This is a genomic window from Algoriphagus boseongensis, from assembly GCF_004362805.1.
GTDB lineage: Bacteria > Bacteroidota > Bacteroidia > Cytophagales > Cyclobacteriaceae > Algoriphagus > Algoriphagus boseongensis.
On the sequence record NZ_SNYF01000005.1, the window covers coordinates 1,274,689 to 1,292,923 of the forward strand.

The following is an 18,235-nucleotide window of genomic DNA, read 5'->3' on the forward strand; positions in this document are numbered from 1 at the left end:
AAGATGGATACTGATTACTTAATCGTATTCTTATAAATCTTCCCATCTTTCATGATCAGGGCTAGGTTCTCTTCCGGTTTTGTCAGGATGGAAATGTCTTTTAATGGGTCGCCGTTAATTAACAAGATGTCGGCATAGGCTCCTTCTTCGATTACACCCAATTTGTCTGGGTAAGGATTTCGTTTACCAGACATAGCAAGCAATGCCGCTGATTTCGATGTTGCCTGTTGTAAAACCTCAGCATTACTAAACCATTTTGTGCGGAACACAAATTCTTCATTCATCCGCTTAATAGTTTCAGGATCTGTTATGATATCAGTACCAAAAGCGATATTCTTAAAACCAATTTTTTTGGCTATGGTGAACATGCTATCGATGCCGGAATAGGCCTGTCGGTGCTTGTTGGCCTGATCCTCTGTATATCCTTTAGGAATAAATGTGTAGACGATTACTTGAGGTGATAACCATACATTCTTCTCCATCATATAGCGAAGTGTTTCTTCATCAATAAGATTTGCATGTTCAATTGATTTCACACCGTTATCTACAGCCCTTCTTATTCCCTCCGTATTGTAAACATGTGCCATTACATAGGTTCCAAAATCCGAAGCAGCCTGGGTGGCAGCTTGAATCTCCTCCGGAGTGAACTCTACTACATCCAAAGGGTCGGAAAACGAACCTGTACCACCGCCTACTGCAATTTTGATTTGAGAGGCCATGCGGCGAAGGTTTTCTCTTGTGGCTTTAAGCACCTCAGGTACACCATCTACTACAACCATGTCCCCGTTGAGAACCATGGGATCCCAAGCCCCTCCGATAAGATCGGATTCTTCAGAATCATGTCTATGGTCAGCATGCCCAGAAGTTTGGGATATCATTGGTCCGGAAGGGTAAATACGGGGTCCGACAACATATCCGCGATCGATGGCTTTCTTAAGGGAAAATGTATTGCCGGAAGCGTCTCGAACTGCTGTAAAACCATTCATGAGATAGTTTCGAGTAGTTTGCGTAGCAACATATCCAGCATATCGGGTATCTGTTGTGAAAATATCTCCAAATGGCATTTGCCCAACAAGATGTTCATGGCAGGCAATAAAACCAGGTGACAGGGTCCGGCCACCTGCATCAATTATAGTCGCTCCTTTGGGAGCCGTAATGGACTTGGCAATTTTTGAGATCTTATTGCCTTCGATCAGCACACTCATTCCATTGGCCAGCTGATCACTTTTACCATCAAATACATTGGCGTTTGTGATGAGGATCACATTGCTTTCAGTAGTTTGAGCCTGACCTACAGCTGTTAAAACAAAAAGTAGGATAATAGCATTTAATAGCTTTTTCATAATGCTTTTTTTAAGGGTTGATCAATCTCAACTGAAGACTTTGTCTCGATTAATTGATTTTATTTTTCATCACAACATTCCTATTTCAATTCCTTCAAATTCCCAATAAACTGATAGAAGAAGCCAATAGACTTTGCATATTCAGTAATCAGAACCCGTTCATTCACACCATGCCAGCGTTGTGTATCTGCAGCTGATTCTACTCTAAGTGCAGTAAAGCGATAGACATTCTTAGTCATCGGTGAAGCTGCAAAATACTTGGCGTCTGCCCCACCAATTACAAGGTATGGTACTACAATCAGGTCGGGGGTTCCCCAGGTTTGGCGGATTGTTTTTTCAATAAGCTGAAACTCGGGTCCGGTTGAGCTGGAGATGGGAGACGGGTCGATGGATGCAGGCAGTTCGGTAACTGTTACCCTTTTATCATCTATCACTTTATTCACGTGTTCAACTACCGAAGCAACAGTTTCCCCCTGAAGGATTCTAAAATTCACCAGCGCAGATGCGAATGGAGGCAATACATTTTCTTTGATGCCACCGTTGACCATGGTTACAGCTGTGGTGGTATGGATCATGGCCGTGGTCATTGGCTGAGTCAGCATAAATTCGATAAACGTGTCGTCCTTGGCTATTAATTTTTGTTGCTCTTCAGATAAGAACGGCCCCATAGTTTTGTACTGATCCCGCACTACATCTGTGATCCGATTAGGGAAAGGGTTTGCTTCCAGTTTTGTAATAGCCAATGCTAAAATGCCGATGTTGGAATTCTTAGGCGGCATCCCGGAATGTCCGCCAGGACCGGATACTTTTAATTCGAGGGTGAGGTATCCTTTTTCTGCCGTGCCTATCAAAGCTGTAGGTGCTTTTATTCCGGGGAATTGTCCGGGAGCAAGCGGAAGTCCTTCATCAAGTACCATTGCGATTTCCTTAATGCCTCGAGACTCTAACTCTTTTACCACCTGACTTACACCTTCTGGACCCATTACTTCCTCATCCTGGCCAAAAACCAAATAGATGGTGCGCTCGGGCTTTAATCCTTTTTTAAGATGCATTTCAATGGACTCCAGAATGGCCATGATCATCACTTTGTCATCTAAAGAACCACGGCCCCAGATGTAGCCATCCGCGATGTCTCCGGAATAGGCGTCATGTTCCCATTGACTTTCAGTCCCAGGTACAACTGGTACCACATCCTGATGACCCATTAATACTACTGGTGCCAATGCTTTATTGGCACCCTCCCAAGTGTATAGCAGACTGAATTTTCTTGGATCGCCAAGGATCTCCTTTTTCAAGGTCTGGTGTGTAAGTGGATAGGTTTTTTCCAGAAATGCATGCCATTCCTTAAAGGCATTTTCATCAAAATCGGTCCGATCCTGATTAGAGATTGTCTTGAATTTGATACCTTCCGAGAGACGTTTTGCTGCGGCATCAGCATCTACCTGAACATTGACTAGTTCTACCTTAGTAGGGGGTTTTGTTCCTTGTGCATTTACCAAAAATGTGGGAAGGAAAATAAGGCTAAGTGAATAAATTAAAGTTTTCATATTTTTTTATTTAAAGAGTGACCTTAGGTCTGCTGACGGTATTCCCGACGACCAATCCAGCCCCGATTGTGATTGCTACTAAAAACATATGTTGAATTTGGTTTTCACCTTGTTGAATTTGTCCTTCTGCTAAGGAGAGGAAGCCTTGGAAACCTGCAAAGCCACTGACTAGCATAAGGATACCGGGAACCAACAATATAGAAGTTGGGCGTCCTGTTTTGGTAGTCCATTTATTTGAAAAAACAACCAGTATAACAGTTCCTAACAAAGTCCCTACAGATGATTCAAAAACCTTACTGCCTAAAAATGAACCTAGGTAAGCGATCAAACAGGCCGCTAAGGCCCACGGAAAGTCTCTGGTTGAAGTTTGAAGGGATAGACATAAACCGATTGCGAAGACTGGAACAAAAAGCCATTGCCAAGCTATATCAGGTGCTGTACCTGTTTGAGCGCTTAGGCTTAGCAATGAAATAACCAACTTAGCTCCTACCCACCCTCCGATAACTAGCTTCAGTAAATAAACCAGGCCACTTACAAGATTGATAATACCAGAGACCACGTTTCCACCCACTAGCTCCATTGCCCCTGTACTTATTGTAAAGCCGGGTAAAAGAATAGCGATTGCTGATACTCCAACTAGTACAATATTTAATTCAGGGATGACCACTTTGGTGAAAGCAGTTAAAATTCCTATTATAAAAGAAGCTATGAGAGGTAACCAGTCCGCTCCTGTAGTTTTGAAGCCGGAAGAAATGATTACCATTATATATACCAAAAAACTCAAGGGAACGGCAACTGCAATATCATACCAACTTCCCATTAATACCCCTGCTATACCGGCTCCTGTAGCCATAAATGAAATAGCACTAGCCATCTTTCCCCAGGGTGCAGAAGTCTTTTTAATTTCCCTTAATTTCAGGACGGCTTCCTCAATATTGGTCTCACCATTTATAACATCTGTTACTAAATCACCCACCAAGGCCAATTTGTTAAGATCTAAACCTGTAGTGAGAGAGGTGATTAAGTGAAAGCGCTGAGGCTGGGATTCTGACTCCTGAAACCCAAAAACAATTCCATTGGGCGTAGAAAGAACTGTTCCCAAATAACCAAAAGAGGCCATCAAGGAAGAAAGAAATGCTTCCAAACGAGCTGAGGAGGAGCCATATCCATGCGCGGCTTCTCCCAATTGTATTACAAAATCACATGCTCTATTAAATGGAACTTTGACTTTTTGATCGCTCATTTTTTTCTTTTTTAATCAATCCACAAGGATTTCTTGCTTTCGTTTCTATAATCCACGTCCAGCTTTTTCACTATCAATTATTAATTTGCCCGATCCATTGCTTCCGGTGGAGCGTCCGTTACGTATTTGATTACTTTTCCTTCTTTGTTAAACCAGAATAGGTTAAAAACCGGAGCTGCTTGTATTTTTTCATCGGGATTACCACCTTTTTTTGAAATTTCAGCACCTCCATTCATCAGGTAGACCTGATCACACTTGAAGACTTCTGCAACAAAATGCTTCGTAATTAAGGGTGTATCCAATTTGATAAAAAACTGCTTGACATTGTCGAGACCCTGTACCGTGTTGGCACCAAATTGCATGGTTATGTTTTCATCAAAAATTTTGAATCCTGAATTATCACTTGTATCCAATGCGTCGAGTGCTTTGAATAAATCAAGCATCCATGCCGGAGTTTCTACTTTGATTAATTTTTTTGTGAAGTTCATCTTATCAAATTTTTATTAGTCAATTGCTCTAAAACTATCCCCACAACTCCTTCAAATCGACAAGAGTCCAGTCTGCATAAGCCTTTGGAGAAGGTCTCTTCAGCCACATTTTGCGATTTTTCACATCGGTTACCACTTGGTGAACGGTGATGTCTTCATCCTGATTGATGGGCTTTGTACAACCACCATTCGGATCAACTTTACCGTTGGTATCATACAATTTCAAATCCATCAGTTTACGCGTGAGTTCAGCATCCACCTTTCCTGCATTTTCGGCAAGCCGGTTGGTCATGTTTGGGAAACGCCCTGATAAAGATTTAGTCATTGAATCACGTTTACCTATGCCCCAGTTGTCGCACATAAACGTATTGGTAACCACCATCGAATTACTGCCTTTGTCAGGAGTACGCACCCGGCTACCGCCCAGTGAAGTGCATTCCATGGCCGCTCCTGAATTTTCATCAGCAAGGGTAAGAATCATGGCCGTACTCATGTTGTAGGTATTGAGGCGATGAACCATGGCTGTTAATGAAGGAGATTCAGCCATTAAGTCAGCCAATATATTGGTACAAGGGATACGTTCCTTGCAAACAATCGAACTGCCCATACTGCTACCATCATGTAAATCCATGTAGGCTCCGTGTTCGTTTACCGCTGTTAGCGGAAACAAGAAACCTGGCCAACCCATCGTAGCATACTTGTAAGAACCATCGGTTGGTATGCGAACGGTTAACACTTGTGGAAATTCTATAAAAGTCTCGCTCCAATCTTCGTTCCGACCGACATACATTCCACCGTCGGCAGAATGGCTGCCCCAGGATAGAATGGATGAGCAACCGGCAAAAGAGCTGAAGGTCGATGATTGGTAAATGCCATACTCCATAATGTTATCCAACATGCCAACCTTATCAAGCGGCCAACCCGTCCCTTTTGCAACTCCATCATAAAACATACGGCACCGCATAGAACCTGAAGAATAAACACGATCGGTCCATTCCCTGGCATCGGCATCCGTTATTCCGCCTTTTGCACGACCGGGCGCGATGAGTATGTCAAAGGTTTTTTGCATTTCATCGACCATGAGGAGACCATACTGTTCACCCATTTCCTGTGGTGTTCCTTTCAGAACAGGAATTAAAAATCCATTTGCTTCGTAAAGCTTGCCACCTTTGGCTTCTTTCAGCAGATTTAAATTACTTATTGACATTTTTTTATTTTTTTAAATTGTTTGTAAAAAATATTTATTTGGTTAAACGAATAGTTTAATTTTTCTTTTTGAAAACGGTCGTTCCTTCTTTAATGGTTTGCATCACTTGAATGTCTTTTATTTTCATTGGGTCCACTTTAACCGGATTCTGATCCAGAATAACCAGGTCGGCCAGTTTACCTTCCTTTAATGAACCCTTGCTATTTTCCTCGAAATACATGTAAGCACCGTTAATGGTAATTGCTTTAAGTGCTTCGTATGCTGGAACTCTTTCGTCTGGACCAAGAATTTTTCCACTGCGTGTTATGCGGTTCACCGCTGTCCATACTGTAAATAGCTGGTTCATCGGGGTAACCGTATAGTCGGTATGGTTTGTAAATTTTATTTCCTTTTTAATAGACGAATTCAAAGGGCTGATAAATGATGCCCGTTCTTCACCAAGATTAGCAAGGTGTACATCACCCCAGAAAAAGGTATGGTTCGTGAAATAGGAAGGAAACAAGTTGTAGGCTTTATACGCATCAAGCTGATCGGGACGCATTACCTGCGAGTGCACAATAACTGTCCTGTGGTCGGCTGTGCTGTCGCCCAGTTGACGTATGGCATATTGATGTCCCTTGATCATCATGTCAATGGATGCATCCCCGTTGCAGTGCGCATAAAGCTGAATCTTGTTTTTATAACCCTTGTAGAATAACTGATTCAGTTCGTCCTGTTCGATGCTGGCGATTCCCCTGCAGTCGTGCGGACATCCTGGAACAGGAGTTAAATAAGGTTGGCTCAGAAATGCTGTTTTCCCTTGTGGTGAACCATCCAGTGTCACCTTCATCCCACCGTACTTGAGGCGATTGTGGTATTCACCGAATGTAGTTCCCATAGAAATCAATGTGTCCAGGTAATAGTACTTTGGAAGTAAAACTAAATCAATGGGAATTTCCTTTTTATCAGCCAAACGCTGTGCAATTTGCATTTGGTCCATCATGGTTAAACCGTCCTGTGCAGTCGTTATACCACAACTGGTATAGTAATCGAAAACGCGCTTCACTTTTGCATCGGTTTCTTCTGCTGTTCCGGTTCTGGTCAGGATATCAACCACCAAATAAACTGCATTTTCCTGAAGCAGTCCATTAGGTTCATTTGTTCCGGGTTTGTGCACAATGGTTCCACCGGCAGGATCCGGAGTTTTTGCATCGATTCCTTTTATCTTCAATGCCGCTGAATTCAAAACAATCATGTGCCCTGAAATATGCCAGACAAGCACCGGGTTGGTTGGGAATGCCGCGTCCAGGTCGGCAAGGGTAGGATGCCGTTTTTCTTCCAGCAAGTCGGGGTCGTAACCCGTTCCTATTATCCAGTCAGTATCGGAGAGATTCAGTTTCTTTTTCTGCTCCTGCATCGCTGAAATAATGTCTCCGATATTATTAATTTTTCCAACGGGAGGAGAATTTAGATCCGCCATATCAATAATGGACATACCCAAAAAAACATGGCTATGACCATCGATAAAGCCAGGCAGTAATGTTTTCCCTTGCAGGTCCGTCATCACAGTGGAATCGCCCTTCCATTTTTCGGCATCGGCCTTTGCTCCTACGAATAAGATCTTTCCATCTTTAACTGCAAGCGCCTCAGCATACTGTGCCGAATCGCCTTCCATAGTAAGAATATCGCCCCCGAAATAAATGGCATCTGCCTGAATACCTGGAGTATGGGCACATCCGGTAATGGTCAGTATCACAGAAATAATTGCGAGTAGCGTTTTCATTTTCATTGGATTTTATTCTCCCTGAAGGTTCATGGCCACCTGGCGGATGTAACCCATTAAAATATCGGGATCAAGATTTACAGGGCAGGTTGAGAAATAAGCAGCAGTAACATCCCGTGAAGGATCTACATAAAGGCCCTGGAACAGGTTGCCGTGTTTAAACATAGCGCCATCATCCCAAACTGCATCCCATTGCCGTGAATTCCGATCAGGCATCCCTTGTTTGGCAAATGATGCTTTCACCCAGTTGTGTTCGGTAAAATCTCCTTTGAGGTAGGCTTCTTTGCTACCAGAGGTCTGCATGGTTTTCAAAACCTGTGGAGAAATGACCTGAGATTCTGAAACTACTTTCCAGCTTGGTGTGAATATTAATGAGAAACGTGCTAAATCCTCCAATAGGGAAATATTTAGGCCATAGGCACCGGCAGAACCATCGCTTCCCATAGGGACTATAAATGAATTGCGTACCCCGATTTTGGACCAAATGCGTTCATTAAAGTTATCTATGAAAGAGTGACCAGTAGCCTCTTCAATTACCCAAACCAGGACTTTTGTAATGAGTGAACTGTAGCGGGCATATTCCCCCGGAACTTCACCAGGCAAGGGTTTTGCGTCGCGCAATACATCTACGGTGTTTTCGATGACTCCATTGTAGTTGGGAACACCAAAGTCCGCTGCAAGGAATCGCTGAAAAACGGAAGCCGGGTTCATCTGAGCCTCACCTGTTTCTGCAATGTCAAGCGCCGATGACATGTTCAATCCATTTAGTAATGAAACTTTGTCCCACTCAGTACCTGCCAATTGTTTGGCATAGGTAGTGATGGGTTTATTTACATCAATCAAACCATCAGCTTCGAGCATGGTGATAAGCGTACCCACAGTTGGTTTTGAAGTCGAAGCCCAAAAGTGTGGCTGTTCGGGTTGCATACCCGGGTATGCTTCATATACCACTTTGCCATGCTGAAGAATCATAATTCCCTGAAGCCGCTGTTTGCCATTGTTCACATATTCATCAAGCGGAAGGGAAGTGGAACCATCACCACGTACGAATGTTGTTTCTCCAACGCTTTTTAGCAGGTTGCGCTCCAATACACTGACCTTACCAGATGCCGGAGCAACGGCTGTAGGTAAAAACTCACTTAAATGCCCGGTGTAATACATGGCATGATCCCCACCTACCTGCATGTGCATATTACTCCAGTATTTTTTGGCGTCTGCTATAAATTTGCGATCAAAAGGTTTTTTTGCTGTGGATATGGGAAGCGTTACTTTCGCTCCCGGCACATCCATTGGATCAATGTTTTCCATTTTTTTAACTATTTATTAGTCAAACTTTTTACAATTGCCCTAGCCATTGCTTCTTCCTGATCGTTGCCGTCACCAGTGCAAAACCATGCTACAACCATGTCATTAGCAGGAGAAATATAGACTCCCTGACCACCGACACCTGCCTTATACATATCACCGTCTGACATCACCGCATCCCATTGGTATCGGTTGGCAATCTTGCCTGCATCATCGTAAAAGGATTGGGTATTTTTCTTGCCGACCCAGCCCTTGTCGTACATGTCAACATAGGTGTGATCGTTTATTTTTTTCATGATTGCATCTGGAATAAGTAGTTCTCCAGCAATTTTCTGGCTGCTTGGTGTGTACACCATGCCAAAGCGGGCGAGGTCACGAAGTGTAGAGTTGACCCCCATAAAGCTCAACGTATTACCGGATGAGCTAACCAAATAGTAAGCGTCATGTTCCATACCGGCCTTACTCCAGATCCGCTCGCTGAACTGTTCATAGAGGGGCTTATCGGCAATTCGCTCCGCAATCAGACCGACTACAAAAGTATTGATCGAGTTGTACTCAAATTTCACATGACCAGGAGTCTTGCGTACCATTGCCCGCAGCACATCCGCCCATGATTCACCCCTTTTCCTCACGTCAGCAACAACACCCACATCTTCAGTAGCAGCCCAGCGATACCAAACCTGGTCCGGGTCTGTTCGGGAATTCTGTTCTGCTTCATCGTGCTCGGTTCCGTTGAGCCCAGTAGCCATGTCAAGGGTTTCCTCTACAGTAACAGTTTCCCAAACTGATCCTTTCAGTTCCTCAAGGTAATCGCTAACGGGTTTCTTGACGTCTACTTTTCCTTCTTGTTCAAGGAACGCCAACATGGTAGCAGGGACAACTTTTGAAACTGAGTACCAGATGTGCTTGTCATTGGGTCGCATCGTTTTATAACGTTCATAGACGATCACTCCATTCTTTACGACAACCATCCCGTCGATGGGTTTCGTATCAAAGTGCTCATTGACGCTAAGCATATTTCCATCTTTGTTCTTGTACTTTATTGCTCCTATCTCTTGGTCAATATTGTAAGGAAAACTACTTACCGAACCCTTCCGCATTACCTGTGCGGTGTGGTAATATTTGTCCATGTGCACCCAGGCAAATTTCGACTCAGCTGTAGGAAACTGGATTTTCACCATATTTTCCGGGTTTTGATAAAATTCGCTGACGGCTAGAACTTTTTCTAAAGGAATATTGCTGGATATATCATCAGGATTTGCATAGATGATGCCTGCATCGGAAGTGTTTTCTTTCTGTTGAACTTCCTCCGTTTTATTGGCGCAACCTGTTATGCCAATTAGAAATAATGCGGTTAATAAAATTGAGTTCTTTTTCATTTTTTTTAGTTGACTTTTCTCAATAATTCCATTGCCATCACGCTTGCCACTTTTGCTCCCACTGGAATCGCCTTGAGATCCACGACAAAACCTGGTTGATGATTTGCATAAGGAAGATCCTTTCCCTCAGCCCTGGCCTTTGCAAATACATCCGGATCTGCCACTCCAATAAAATTATAGACTGCTTTCACTCCCTCCATTCCTTCATAAAGGGATGGAAAATCCTCTGATCCTGTAATTGCCGGGAATTTCTCCACAAGTGTTTTTTCATTCACTACCCCAGAAGACTTCAATGAAGCGTTCACTCGATTCATGGTTTCTACATCGTTGATGAGCGGAGGGGTATGCCCTTTTCGAACAATTTTCGGCATCTTGTCTTCAGGCATGCCATAGGTTCGTGCGATGCCTTCGCTTATATTTTTTACTCCATTGAACAGTTGCTCGTGTACCGCCTCACTGAAAAAGCGGAAGTTTAGTTTCAATGTTGCTTCTTCCGGAATTACGTTATTGTTGATACCCGCATGGAATGCGCCTACAGTTATTACCCCCATATCCCTGGGATCCATTGCCCGTGCGATGACAGCTTGATACTGTGTGATGGCATAGGCCGCCATAAGAATGGGGTCTTTGGTCCATTGTGGGGATGAACCATGTCCTCCAACACCATAAAAGGTAACATCAAGAAGTTCTGTCCCTGCTTCAAGGACTCCACCACTACCCACTACCGTACCTGTAGCAAAGGGCATGGTATGTAATCCAAGTGCATAGTCAGGTTTGGGCACATTGTACTTGGTGTAAAGACCATCTTCTACCATTGCTGTTGCCCCGGCGGCAAGTTCCTCTGCTGGTTGGGCAAGAAGAACTAGGGTTCCGCTCCAACTGTCCTTGAAAGCAGCCATAGTCTTAGCCAGCGATAGTAGCCAAACCGTATGTGCATCATGTCCGCACGCATGCATTACAGGTGCTTCAGAGCCATCCTCCATCTTTACTTTTACCTTGCTTGCATAATTAAGTCCGTTTTTTTCGTCAACATTGAGCGCATCCATATCGGCACGATACAACACAACAGGGCCCTCTCCGTTTTTCATTATGCCCACTACTCCAGTCTTGCCAATACCAGTTTTAACCTCATAGCCAAGGGACTGAAGTTCTTTGGCTACAATTCCGGCAGTTCGAGTTTCGCCAAAACCTAATTCAGGATTTTGATGTAAGTCTTTAAAAACGGTGATTAAACGCTCAGTATCATTATCAACTGAACTGGTGATTTTATTTGCCAATTCTTTTGAGAGACCACTATTTTGGGCCTTGCTTAATGAAGCATTCAAAAAGAGAGATAGAATTATTAAATTCAGAAATTTCATAAGCTTGTAATTGAAGAATGATTGTATTATTTCTTGGATAAACTTTTCACAATGGCCCTGGCCATAATTTCTTCCTGTTGTTTTCCAGTGCTAAAAAACACCACAACTACATCAGCTGAAGGCGAGATGTACATACCTTGACCACCTACACCTGCTTTAAAAATGTCACCATCCGGAAAGACAATATCCCATTGGTAGTGATTTTTCAGACCCTTGATTTCCGGGAATGACTCTTGCATTTCTTTTCCTACAAAGCCGTTGAGGTAAATGTCAGGATATCCACCTTGCTGAATAGTTTGAAGAAGTGCGTCAGGGATGACTTGTTCCTTACTGATCTTATTCCAACTAGGAGTAAAAAGCATTGCAAATCGACCCATATCACGAAGTGTGGTATTTACAAAACCCCATCCGTTTCCGAGACCATATTTCGTCACTCCAACAAGTGCATCATTCTGAGCACCTATTTTGCGCCACACTCTTTCGCCAAAAAATTCATTAAGCATTTTGCCAGATACTTCATTTACAATCAACTCAAGCACAAACGTGTTGATGGAGTTATACTCAAATGCTGAGTGGCCAGGCTTCACCTTTTTCATGCTTCTGAGCACATCAAAAGGAGATTGGTTGAGGTTAGCCTTATCTTCAAATAAGCCAATACTTACTGCCCATTTGTACCAGCCTCTTTCTGGATTGACGCGGGCGTCATCGTTTGGCTCCTCATGTTCGGTTGAATTCAGGCCTGTAGCCATATCCAATGTCTCCTCCACCGTTACTTGATCCCAATCAGAGCCTTTTAATTCTGAAACATAATCGGAAACCGGCTTCTTAATATCAACTTTCCCTTCCTGAGCCAATAATGCCACCATAGTACCGGGTATAACTTTGCTACATGAAAACCACTGGTGTTGGTCAAAAGGCCGCATTGTTTTGTATTGCTCATACACAATATTGCCCTTGTGAAGAACCATAAATGCATCCATCGTACTCGAATTAAAATGCTGCTCCACAGTTTCTTGCTCCATTCCTGGCCGAGTAAAAGTGATATCACCTATACTTGGATCGATCATTTCAGGCAATTCGCTTATTGGACCATCTCTATGAATTTGCATGGTGTATTGGAACGCAGAAATATTCTGCCAGGCATATTCGGTCTTTTCACTGGCAACCTGTATTTGGACGATGTTTGCCGGTGTATGAAAAAAAGAAAAAATATCACGGATTTCCTTTATTGGACGAGTCGATGAGATGTTTTCTTCTGGCGCATATTTTACGCCTGAGCTTTTAGTAGTTTTCATGGCTTCTTTTGGTTTTTCACTGCATGATGCCAGCCCGAAAACTAGGACTGCAAACATTCCAGTTGTTTTGAAAAATGTGGTTCTCATATATTTATATTTCTAGATGTTTTTGAAATTGGAGTTGGGAAAGCTTGATGCTTTTCCCATAATCAATCATATTTTATGTCGTTGTTTTTTATAAAGTCTTTTTTGAGAAACTGAGGGGTAAAAATCATCAGGCCTAGTTCAAATCCTGAAGCTTTATTTCCATCGATTCGTCCACCATATGTAGCAGCTACTACCACAAAGTCATTGGGTTCAAAGCGAATACCTGCCTTATATTCAGCTGGAGAATTAGCCTTACCGGCTGTACCATAAACCTCTCCTACAATTGCTGAGCGTGGAATGATTTTATAAATAGCCAATCTGGAACTATAAGTAAATCCTAGGGCTGTTTTTTTTGAGTTCCCATAATCGAAATCAATTAGTCCTCCGGGCATTAAATCCAAAAAAACATTGTCATGAAATAAGGGGAATGTAATGGGGACTGCAGTCCAATAATTTTTATGCATCGCAGAGTAAGTGCTTTCTGAATAATACCCTCTCGACTGCCCTATACCCAAAAAAACAGCTCCTCCTCCGTTATTTTTTTTATTAACCCAAAACATATACTTACCATAAATATTTGAGGTAAATCGATTGGTAGGTTGGTCCTTATTTTCCCAAAAAAGATTGGCTTGAACATTTAATTCAAATCTGGGCTTCAAAGCAAAAACAGAATACATGGTAGCGTTTCTCTCCCCGTATGTCAGGATAAAAGTTCCAGTACCATGTGGCATGGTTAGATAATTATCAGAATTAAATTGCTGAGCTTTTATCTGCGTTCCTAAAACCAAAAAGTATGTCATGATAAGACTCCATTTTAATAATTTCATATAACTGATCTTTTACTAATTCTTAAAACCTGATTAGAAATCAAACTTTACCATCGCTTGAATTCTACCAGCTTTACCAAGTGCATCATTCGTTGTTCTTTGGGCACCCCACATGTATTCAATTCCACTAGAAAGATGAGTAATAGGATGCCATATTAAATTCACGTGGCCCACTCCTCCCTTTTTTAGAGAATAAGGATCTCGAGATGGTGGTGGGTCGAGCCAACCATAAGCGTAAGCAAGGTTCGAGGAAAGTTTTTCAGACCACTTATGCATATATCCTCCTACAAAAGCAAATGCAGGCATCGTTTCAAGTTTACCATCCGATCTAAGGACAGCATTTGCATTACTTCCTGCAAAAGCCATAATATTTTCACCTGATCCATTTCCATAGGTCACATTCCAAGTGAAATAGTTGTTTTTCCCTAAATATTGACGACCAGCAACGATCACATCAAATTGCACATCACTGTCGGATGGACCGCTATCTCCTCCGTCCCAATGAAGCTGTGCGATACTTGTCCCCATAAGGAGAAGTCCCGTTTGCCAACTGTAGTCGGATCGGATAGCAAAAAGAGGAGCCTGCAAGGTTGCTTTTCCGGGAAGTTGATCTGGATTTTCTATCCCTAAGAAGGGTAGCATTTCTAAAGCAGCTGAGATTTTTAAGTTGCTGTTTATAGTCTTTTGGTAACGAATCTGGGTAGTTCTTCCTCCAAATAATGCATCCCCTGCGGCGAAATCGATCATAAAGGGCAATGACTCTAGAAAAGAAAGCGTGGTCCATGTTTGTCCGATAATGAAATCTCCTGCCACTAGGTAGGCATGCCTCAAACGAAATTGATTGGTAGAACTAAAAAAATCTCCTTCAATAAATAGTTTAAGTGGAACTTTCCCATCTGTTCTTCGAACATCGATATTGAAACGAGTTTCTTGAGACATGAAATGGATATATCCATTATTACCGAATTCAGGAGTCCCTTCTACTGGAATCGTGGACATTAAAAATTGTGTTTTATCTAAGGTCCCATCAAGATCTCCTATAAAATCAGCCTTAAAATACCCCCCAACTTTCATTCGTAAATTTGTCCCAAACATTGGCCAAGACCCAGGGAAGGCATCGTTAACTAAATCATATCCCGTTAATAAAGGTGAAGCTTCTCTGATATCTCCTGCAGGAATAATTCTTTGCTGTAGATTGATAGAATCCCTTGAAACTGAATCCTGTACTTGGCAAAAAGCATAGGAATTAAAAATCATACAGATAAGCAAGGCAAGGAACTTTTGAGCAGTCAGGTTTTTCATATCCAAAATCTTAAAATTGTAATTTCCGACTACCTGACCTTACCTCTACTATAGATAAAATCTCAAAAATGAATTTTCAAAAACTCTAAAAACTTTCAATCTGGAATAGAATTTTGATCATCTCTTCATAGGAGGAAATACATTTATGTTGAAATTAAAGACAGCCTATCAAAAAAAGAATCCCCCAAATGGGGGATTTTATTGCCGCCTATCGGCTTTTTTTAGCCGGAAAAATAATTTTGTTTAATTGTTTAAACTGCTTTCATGAACAAAATTCAATAATTCTGTTCTGTTATTGGTGCCAAGTTTCTTGAAGATATTTTTCAAATGTGATTTTACTGTTTCGGGACTGACATTTAAAAGTTCAGCTATTTCCTTATTTCGCAATCCTTTTGCTGCGGCATTAATTATTTCCATTTCCCGTTCAGTGATACTAAAAATAATTCCCGCTTTTTTTGAAATACTATGAGTGTGGTTTATACTGTAAGCGAGAGTTTCTTGAGTTTGATTTAACTTAAAACTATTGATTTTTGAAAAAATTTCATTCCCAAATTCAGATTTGGTAAAAAAATCCTTCACTTGAACTAATTCCTTTCTCAATTCAAAAAATGCACGCATCTGATTCGAAATCCGGACTTCTTCCAGTGCTAATTTGATAAAATTTTCACTTTCGTTTGGCTCACCTATTTTCGAATACCCTATTGCTAAAAGAAGCAATATATCTAGCTCATGATAGTTTATATTGAATTTTGACAATTCCGTTTTTAGAACATTAAGGTTCTTTATTCCATCCAAAACCTGATTTTGAGAACCCAAACATATTTTGACTCTTTGGCATGTTAGAAATGGGGATTCAATCAAAAAGTGAAACTCCCCAAGATGAATTGGAGCATTGAAGTTTTCTGACCAATTCAAAACACTATTTTCCCTATTGTAAAGGCAGATCCTAGCCTCTGTTGATTCATGAAAATGAAAAAAATGATTTAGGTCATTTTCACTTAAATACACTTTTAAATCATCTAAATACTTTTGGGCAATTTGATTATCTCCTTTAAGTGAATAAGAAATTGCTAACCCGCTAAAGGTGTCTACAACTAAGCGTTGCAAGATTTGCCATTTATTTTCCAGCAATTCAGAAAAGAATTGAATAGATTTTTCAACATCTCCAATTTGCAAAAGTATATTTCCTAAGGTGTAATTGGTCCATCCTTTCTGATAAGGACCTTCACTTTTTCCAAAGGTTTGGTTCTTTTCAAAAGCAAGTGATTTAGCTTCCAGGAATTTTGCGTCCAATAGTTCAAGATATATTCTAATTTTCTGCAATTGCCCCTTCATATTCCAGCTGCATTTAAGAATCTCTTCCTCCAGTTCTCTTATTGCTTCCTCTTTTTTCCCTAGAAAAAAAAGAGATACGGATCTATAAAAACAGTATCGGGCAAGAAAAACATCATTTTTAAGATAAATCTTTTTTGCAATTTCAAACTCCTTTAGCGCTTTTTGGGGATCAGTAAAAATCCAAGTAGATAAAAACGATTTATAAATTGCTAATTCTGCGAAAAGCTCAGTCCCCTCCTGCCCTTCTAGCAATCTTTCACAAAGATTAATTGAATAGACAACTTCTTGGATTTTAAACTCTTCAATTAAAGTCGGTAGCTGGGAGAGAATTAGTTCGGGCCTTGAAATTCTGAGTCCTTCAGGTAGTGCCTTTACCCAAGAATCCAATTTCCAAAGTCTATTTTCATTGATTTCAAAAAATCTATTTTGAATTATCAAACGTGCAGCATATTCATACAACTCCCCTTCCAATGCATAATGAATGGAATCTTCTACAGCATTATTATCAATATACCATTCACAGATTACCTGATATACCTTCCTGACCTTTTCTTTTTCGAATTGCTTTCTAAGTTTATTATAAAAATAGTTTTTAAACAGGTGATGGATTTTTACCAGATTTGATTCTCCATCTAAGCCAATGAAAAAAAGATTGAATTGCTTGAGTTCACTGAAAAACAGATTAGTTTCTGTTTCAGTTAAATTGAGTATTTCCTTGCCAATTTTATTAGCCAACTCAAAATCAAATTGCTCTGGAATGGAACAAACAAGAAGAAATTCCAACAATCTAGCATCGATTCCTTTCAATTGCTCAGTTAAAAAATTTTCGTTAAAAAAATCCAGATTTGAATCTAAAAAATATTTCAAATTTTGATTTTCCGAATTAGACTTCTTTCCTTTCAAAATCAAATTGATGCCTAAAATCCAACCCTCTGAAAGAATATGTAATTTTTCTACTTCACTGTTTGACCAGCCGGTTAATTCATTTTTTTTAAGAAGTGAGTTAATGTTTTCTATGTTGAATCCTAGGTCTTTTTGAGTTATTTGGACTAACTCCCCCTTAAGAAAAAATTCGCTTAGATTTAACTCTGGGAGTTCCCTACTAATTAGTACTAATCGAATATTATCAGGTTTATACTTAATAAAACATGAAATCAATTCATGTATATCCTTATTTTTAATCAAATGAAAATCATCTAAAATTAAATTAAATCGATAAGAATTAATTTCAAGATGATTCAACAGTTCTTGACAAATTACCTCTAATTGGGGAAGGTTAGTAGATTGAAATATTTCCTCAACTTTTTTAAATAATCCAGGGACGTTTTGGTCAAGTGATTTGACAAAATATTCCAAAAAAACCCTAAAATGATCGTCTTTTTTTTCAATTGAAATCCAGGAATAGGGTTGGTTTTGACGATCTAACCAATAACTTACAAATGAGCTTTTCCCATATCCAGCTGGAGCATTAACCAGTAATACTTTCGTTTTTTCAATATCCGAAAGCTTCATGATCAAGTCCTCTTTAACAACAAAATGGCTATCTATTAGTGGTTTACGGAATTTCGCAAAAAACATAAAATCTTAATTAATCAGTTTTGAATTTATAAAAAATTAGCCATAACAGACACTCAATTTACTTTAAAAATCGGGCAACTTTTCCAAGTGACTTAATTTGTACATATTTATTCAGTATTTGAGGGAAACAAATTTTTGAACTTCCATTAAAAACTTTGAAATCAATGGCTTATTTC

The 18,235-nt window shown here is 40.6% G+C and carries 13 protein-coding genes; all 13 read right to left on the reverse strand.

Features of this window, described 5'->3' with window-relative positions:
• Positions 1-14: 14 nt before the first annotated feature.
• The 13 genes from DFQ04_RS05490 to DFQ04_RS05550 all read right to left on the reverse strand — a co-directional run bounded on the left by DFQ04_RS05490 (position 15) and on the right by DFQ04_RS05550 (position 18,059).
• Positions 15-1,343, reverse strand: a complete 1,329-nt coding sequence (locus tag DFQ04_RS05490; RefSeq protein ID WP_133553468.1) for a metal-dependent hydrolase family protein — start codon at positions 1,341-1,343, stop codon at positions 15-17.
• Positions 1,344-1,423: 80 nt separating this feature from the next.
• A complete protein-coding gene (locus DFQ04_RS05495; protein ID WP_133553470.1) occupies positions 1,424-2,890 on the reverse strand; it encodes a M20 family peptidase in 1,467 nt (488 codons plus the stop codon).
• Between the two features lie 10 nt (positions 2,891-2,900).
• A complete protein-coding gene (locus DFQ04_RS05500) occupies positions 2,901-4,133 on the reverse strand; it encodes a threonine/serine exporter family protein (protein WP_133553472.1) in 1,233 nt (410 codons plus the stop codon).
• A gap of 80 nt (positions 4,134-4,213) precedes the next feature.
• A complete protein-coding gene (locus DFQ04_RS05505; RefSeq protein WP_133553474.1) occupies positions 4,214-4,621 on the reverse strand; it encodes a hypothetical protein in 408 nt (135 codons plus the stop codon).
• A gap of 34 nt (positions 4,622-4,655) precedes the next feature.
• Positions 4,656-5,828 carry a C45 family autoproteolytic acyltransferase/hydolase gene (locus DFQ04_RS05510; RefSeq protein ID WP_133553476.1) on the reverse strand — a complete coding sequence of 391 codons (1,173 nt, stop codon included), beginning with the start codon at positions 5,826-5,828 and terminating at the stop codon, positions 4,656-4,658.
• Positions 5,829-5,883: 55 nt separating this feature from the next.
• Entirely contained in the window at positions 5,884-7,590 is a 1,707-nt protein-coding gene (locus tag DFQ04_RS05515; protein ID WP_166637260.1) for an amidohydrolase, read from the reverse strand.
• 12 nt (positions 7,591-7,602) lie between these two features.
• On the reverse strand, positions 7,603-8,898 hold the full coding sequence (locus DFQ04_RS05520) for a serine hydrolase domain-containing protein (protein ID WP_133553480.1): 1,296 nt from the start codon (positions 8,896-8,898) through the stop codon (positions 7,603-7,605).
• Between the two features lie 8 nt (positions 8,899-8,906).
• The gene (locus DFQ04_RS05525; protein WP_133553482.1) at positions 8,907-10,274 is read right to left on the reverse strand and encodes a serine hydrolase domain-containing protein; all 1,368 of its coding nucleotides are present in this window, start codon (positions 10,272-10,274) and stop codon (positions 8,907-8,909) included.
• Between the two features lie 5 nt (positions 10,275-10,279).
• Positions 10,280-11,635 carry an amidohydrolase gene (locus DFQ04_RS05530; protein WP_133553484.1) on the reverse strand — a complete coding sequence of 452 codons (1,356 nt, stop codon included), beginning with the start codon at positions 11,633-11,635 and terminating at the stop codon, positions 10,280-10,282.
• A gap of 26 nt (positions 11,636-11,661) precedes the next feature.
• Positions 11,662-13,017: a serine hydrolase domain-containing protein gene (locus DFQ04_RS05535; protein ID WP_133553486.1), complete on the reverse strand. Its 1,356-nt coding sequence runs from the start codon at positions 13,015-13,017 to the stop codon at positions 11,662-11,664.
• A 62-nt stretch (positions 13,018-13,079) separates the two neighbouring features.
• Positions 13,080-13,844 (reverse strand): hypothetical protein, encoded by a 765-nt coding sequence (locus DFQ04_RS05540; RefSeq protein ID WP_133553488.1) that lies wholly within the window; start codon positions 13,842-13,844, stop codon positions 13,080-13,082.
• Positions 13,845-13,877: 33 nt separating this feature from the next.
• The gene (locus DFQ04_RS05545; RefSeq protein WP_133553490.1) at positions 13,878-15,146 is read right to left on the reverse strand and encodes a DcaP family trimeric outer membrane transporter; all 1,269 of its coding nucleotides are present in this window, start codon (positions 15,144-15,146) and stop codon (positions 13,878-13,880) included.
• A gap of 243 nt (positions 15,147-15,389) precedes the next feature.
• On the reverse strand, positions 15,390-18,059 hold the full coding sequence (locus tag DFQ04_RS05550) for a LuxR C-terminal-related transcriptional regulator (protein ID WP_133553492.1): 2,670 nt from the start codon (positions 18,057-18,059) through the stop codon (positions 15,390-15,392).
• Positions 18,060-18,235: the final 176 nt, after the last annotated feature.

Coding starts and splice junctions, on each gene's coding strand:
- DFQ04_RS05500 (WP_133553472.1), bottom strand. CDS start 4,133: ATGAGCGATCAAAAAGTCAAAGTTCCATTTAATAGAGCATGTGATTTT.
- DFQ04_RS05515 (WP_166637260.1), bottom strand. CDS start 7,590: ATGAAAACGCTACTCGCAATTATTTCTGTGATACTGACCATTACCGGA.
- DFQ04_RS05510 (WP_133553476.1), bottom strand. CDS start 5,828: ATGTCAATAAGTAATTTAAATCTGCTGAAAGAAGCCAAAGGTGGCAAG.
- DFQ04_RS05550 (WP_133553492.1), bottom strand. CDS start 18,059: ATGTTTTTTGCGAAATTCCGTAAACCACTAATAGATAGCCATTTTGTT.
- DFQ04_RS05540 (WP_133553488.1), bottom strand. CDS start 13,844: ATGAAATTATTAAAATGGAGTCTTATCATGACATACTTTTTGGTTTTA.
- DFQ04_RS05490 (WP_133553468.1), bottom strand. CDS start 1,343: ATGAAAAAGCTATTAAATGCTATTATCCTACTTTTTGTTTTAACAGCT.
- DFQ04_RS05520 (WP_133553480.1), bottom strand. CDS start 8,898: ATGGAAAACATTGATCCAATGGATGTGCCGGGAGCGAAAGTAACGCTT.
- DFQ04_RS05530 (WP_133553484.1), bottom strand. CDS start 11,635: ATGAAATTTCTGAATTTAATAATTCTATCTCTCTTTTTGAATGCTTCA.
- DFQ04_RS05495 (WP_133553470.1), bottom strand. CDS start 2,890: ATGAAAACTTTAATTTATTCACTTAGCCTTATTTTCCTTCCCACATTT.
- DFQ04_RS05535 (WP_133553486.1), bottom strand. CDS start 13,017: ATGAGAACCACATTTTTCAAAACAACTGGAATGTTTGCAGTCCTAGTT.
- DFQ04_RS05545 (WP_133553490.1), bottom strand. CDS start 15,146: ATGAAAAACCTGACTGCTCAAAAGTTCCTTGCCTTGCTTATCTGTATG.
- DFQ04_RS05505 (WP_133553474.1), bottom strand. CDS start 4,621: ATGAACTTCACAAAAAAATTAATCAAAGTAGAAACTCCGGCATGGATG.
- DFQ04_RS05525 (WP_133553482.1), bottom strand. CDS start 10,274: ATGAAAAAGAACTCAATTTTATTAACCGCATTATTTCTAATTGGCATA.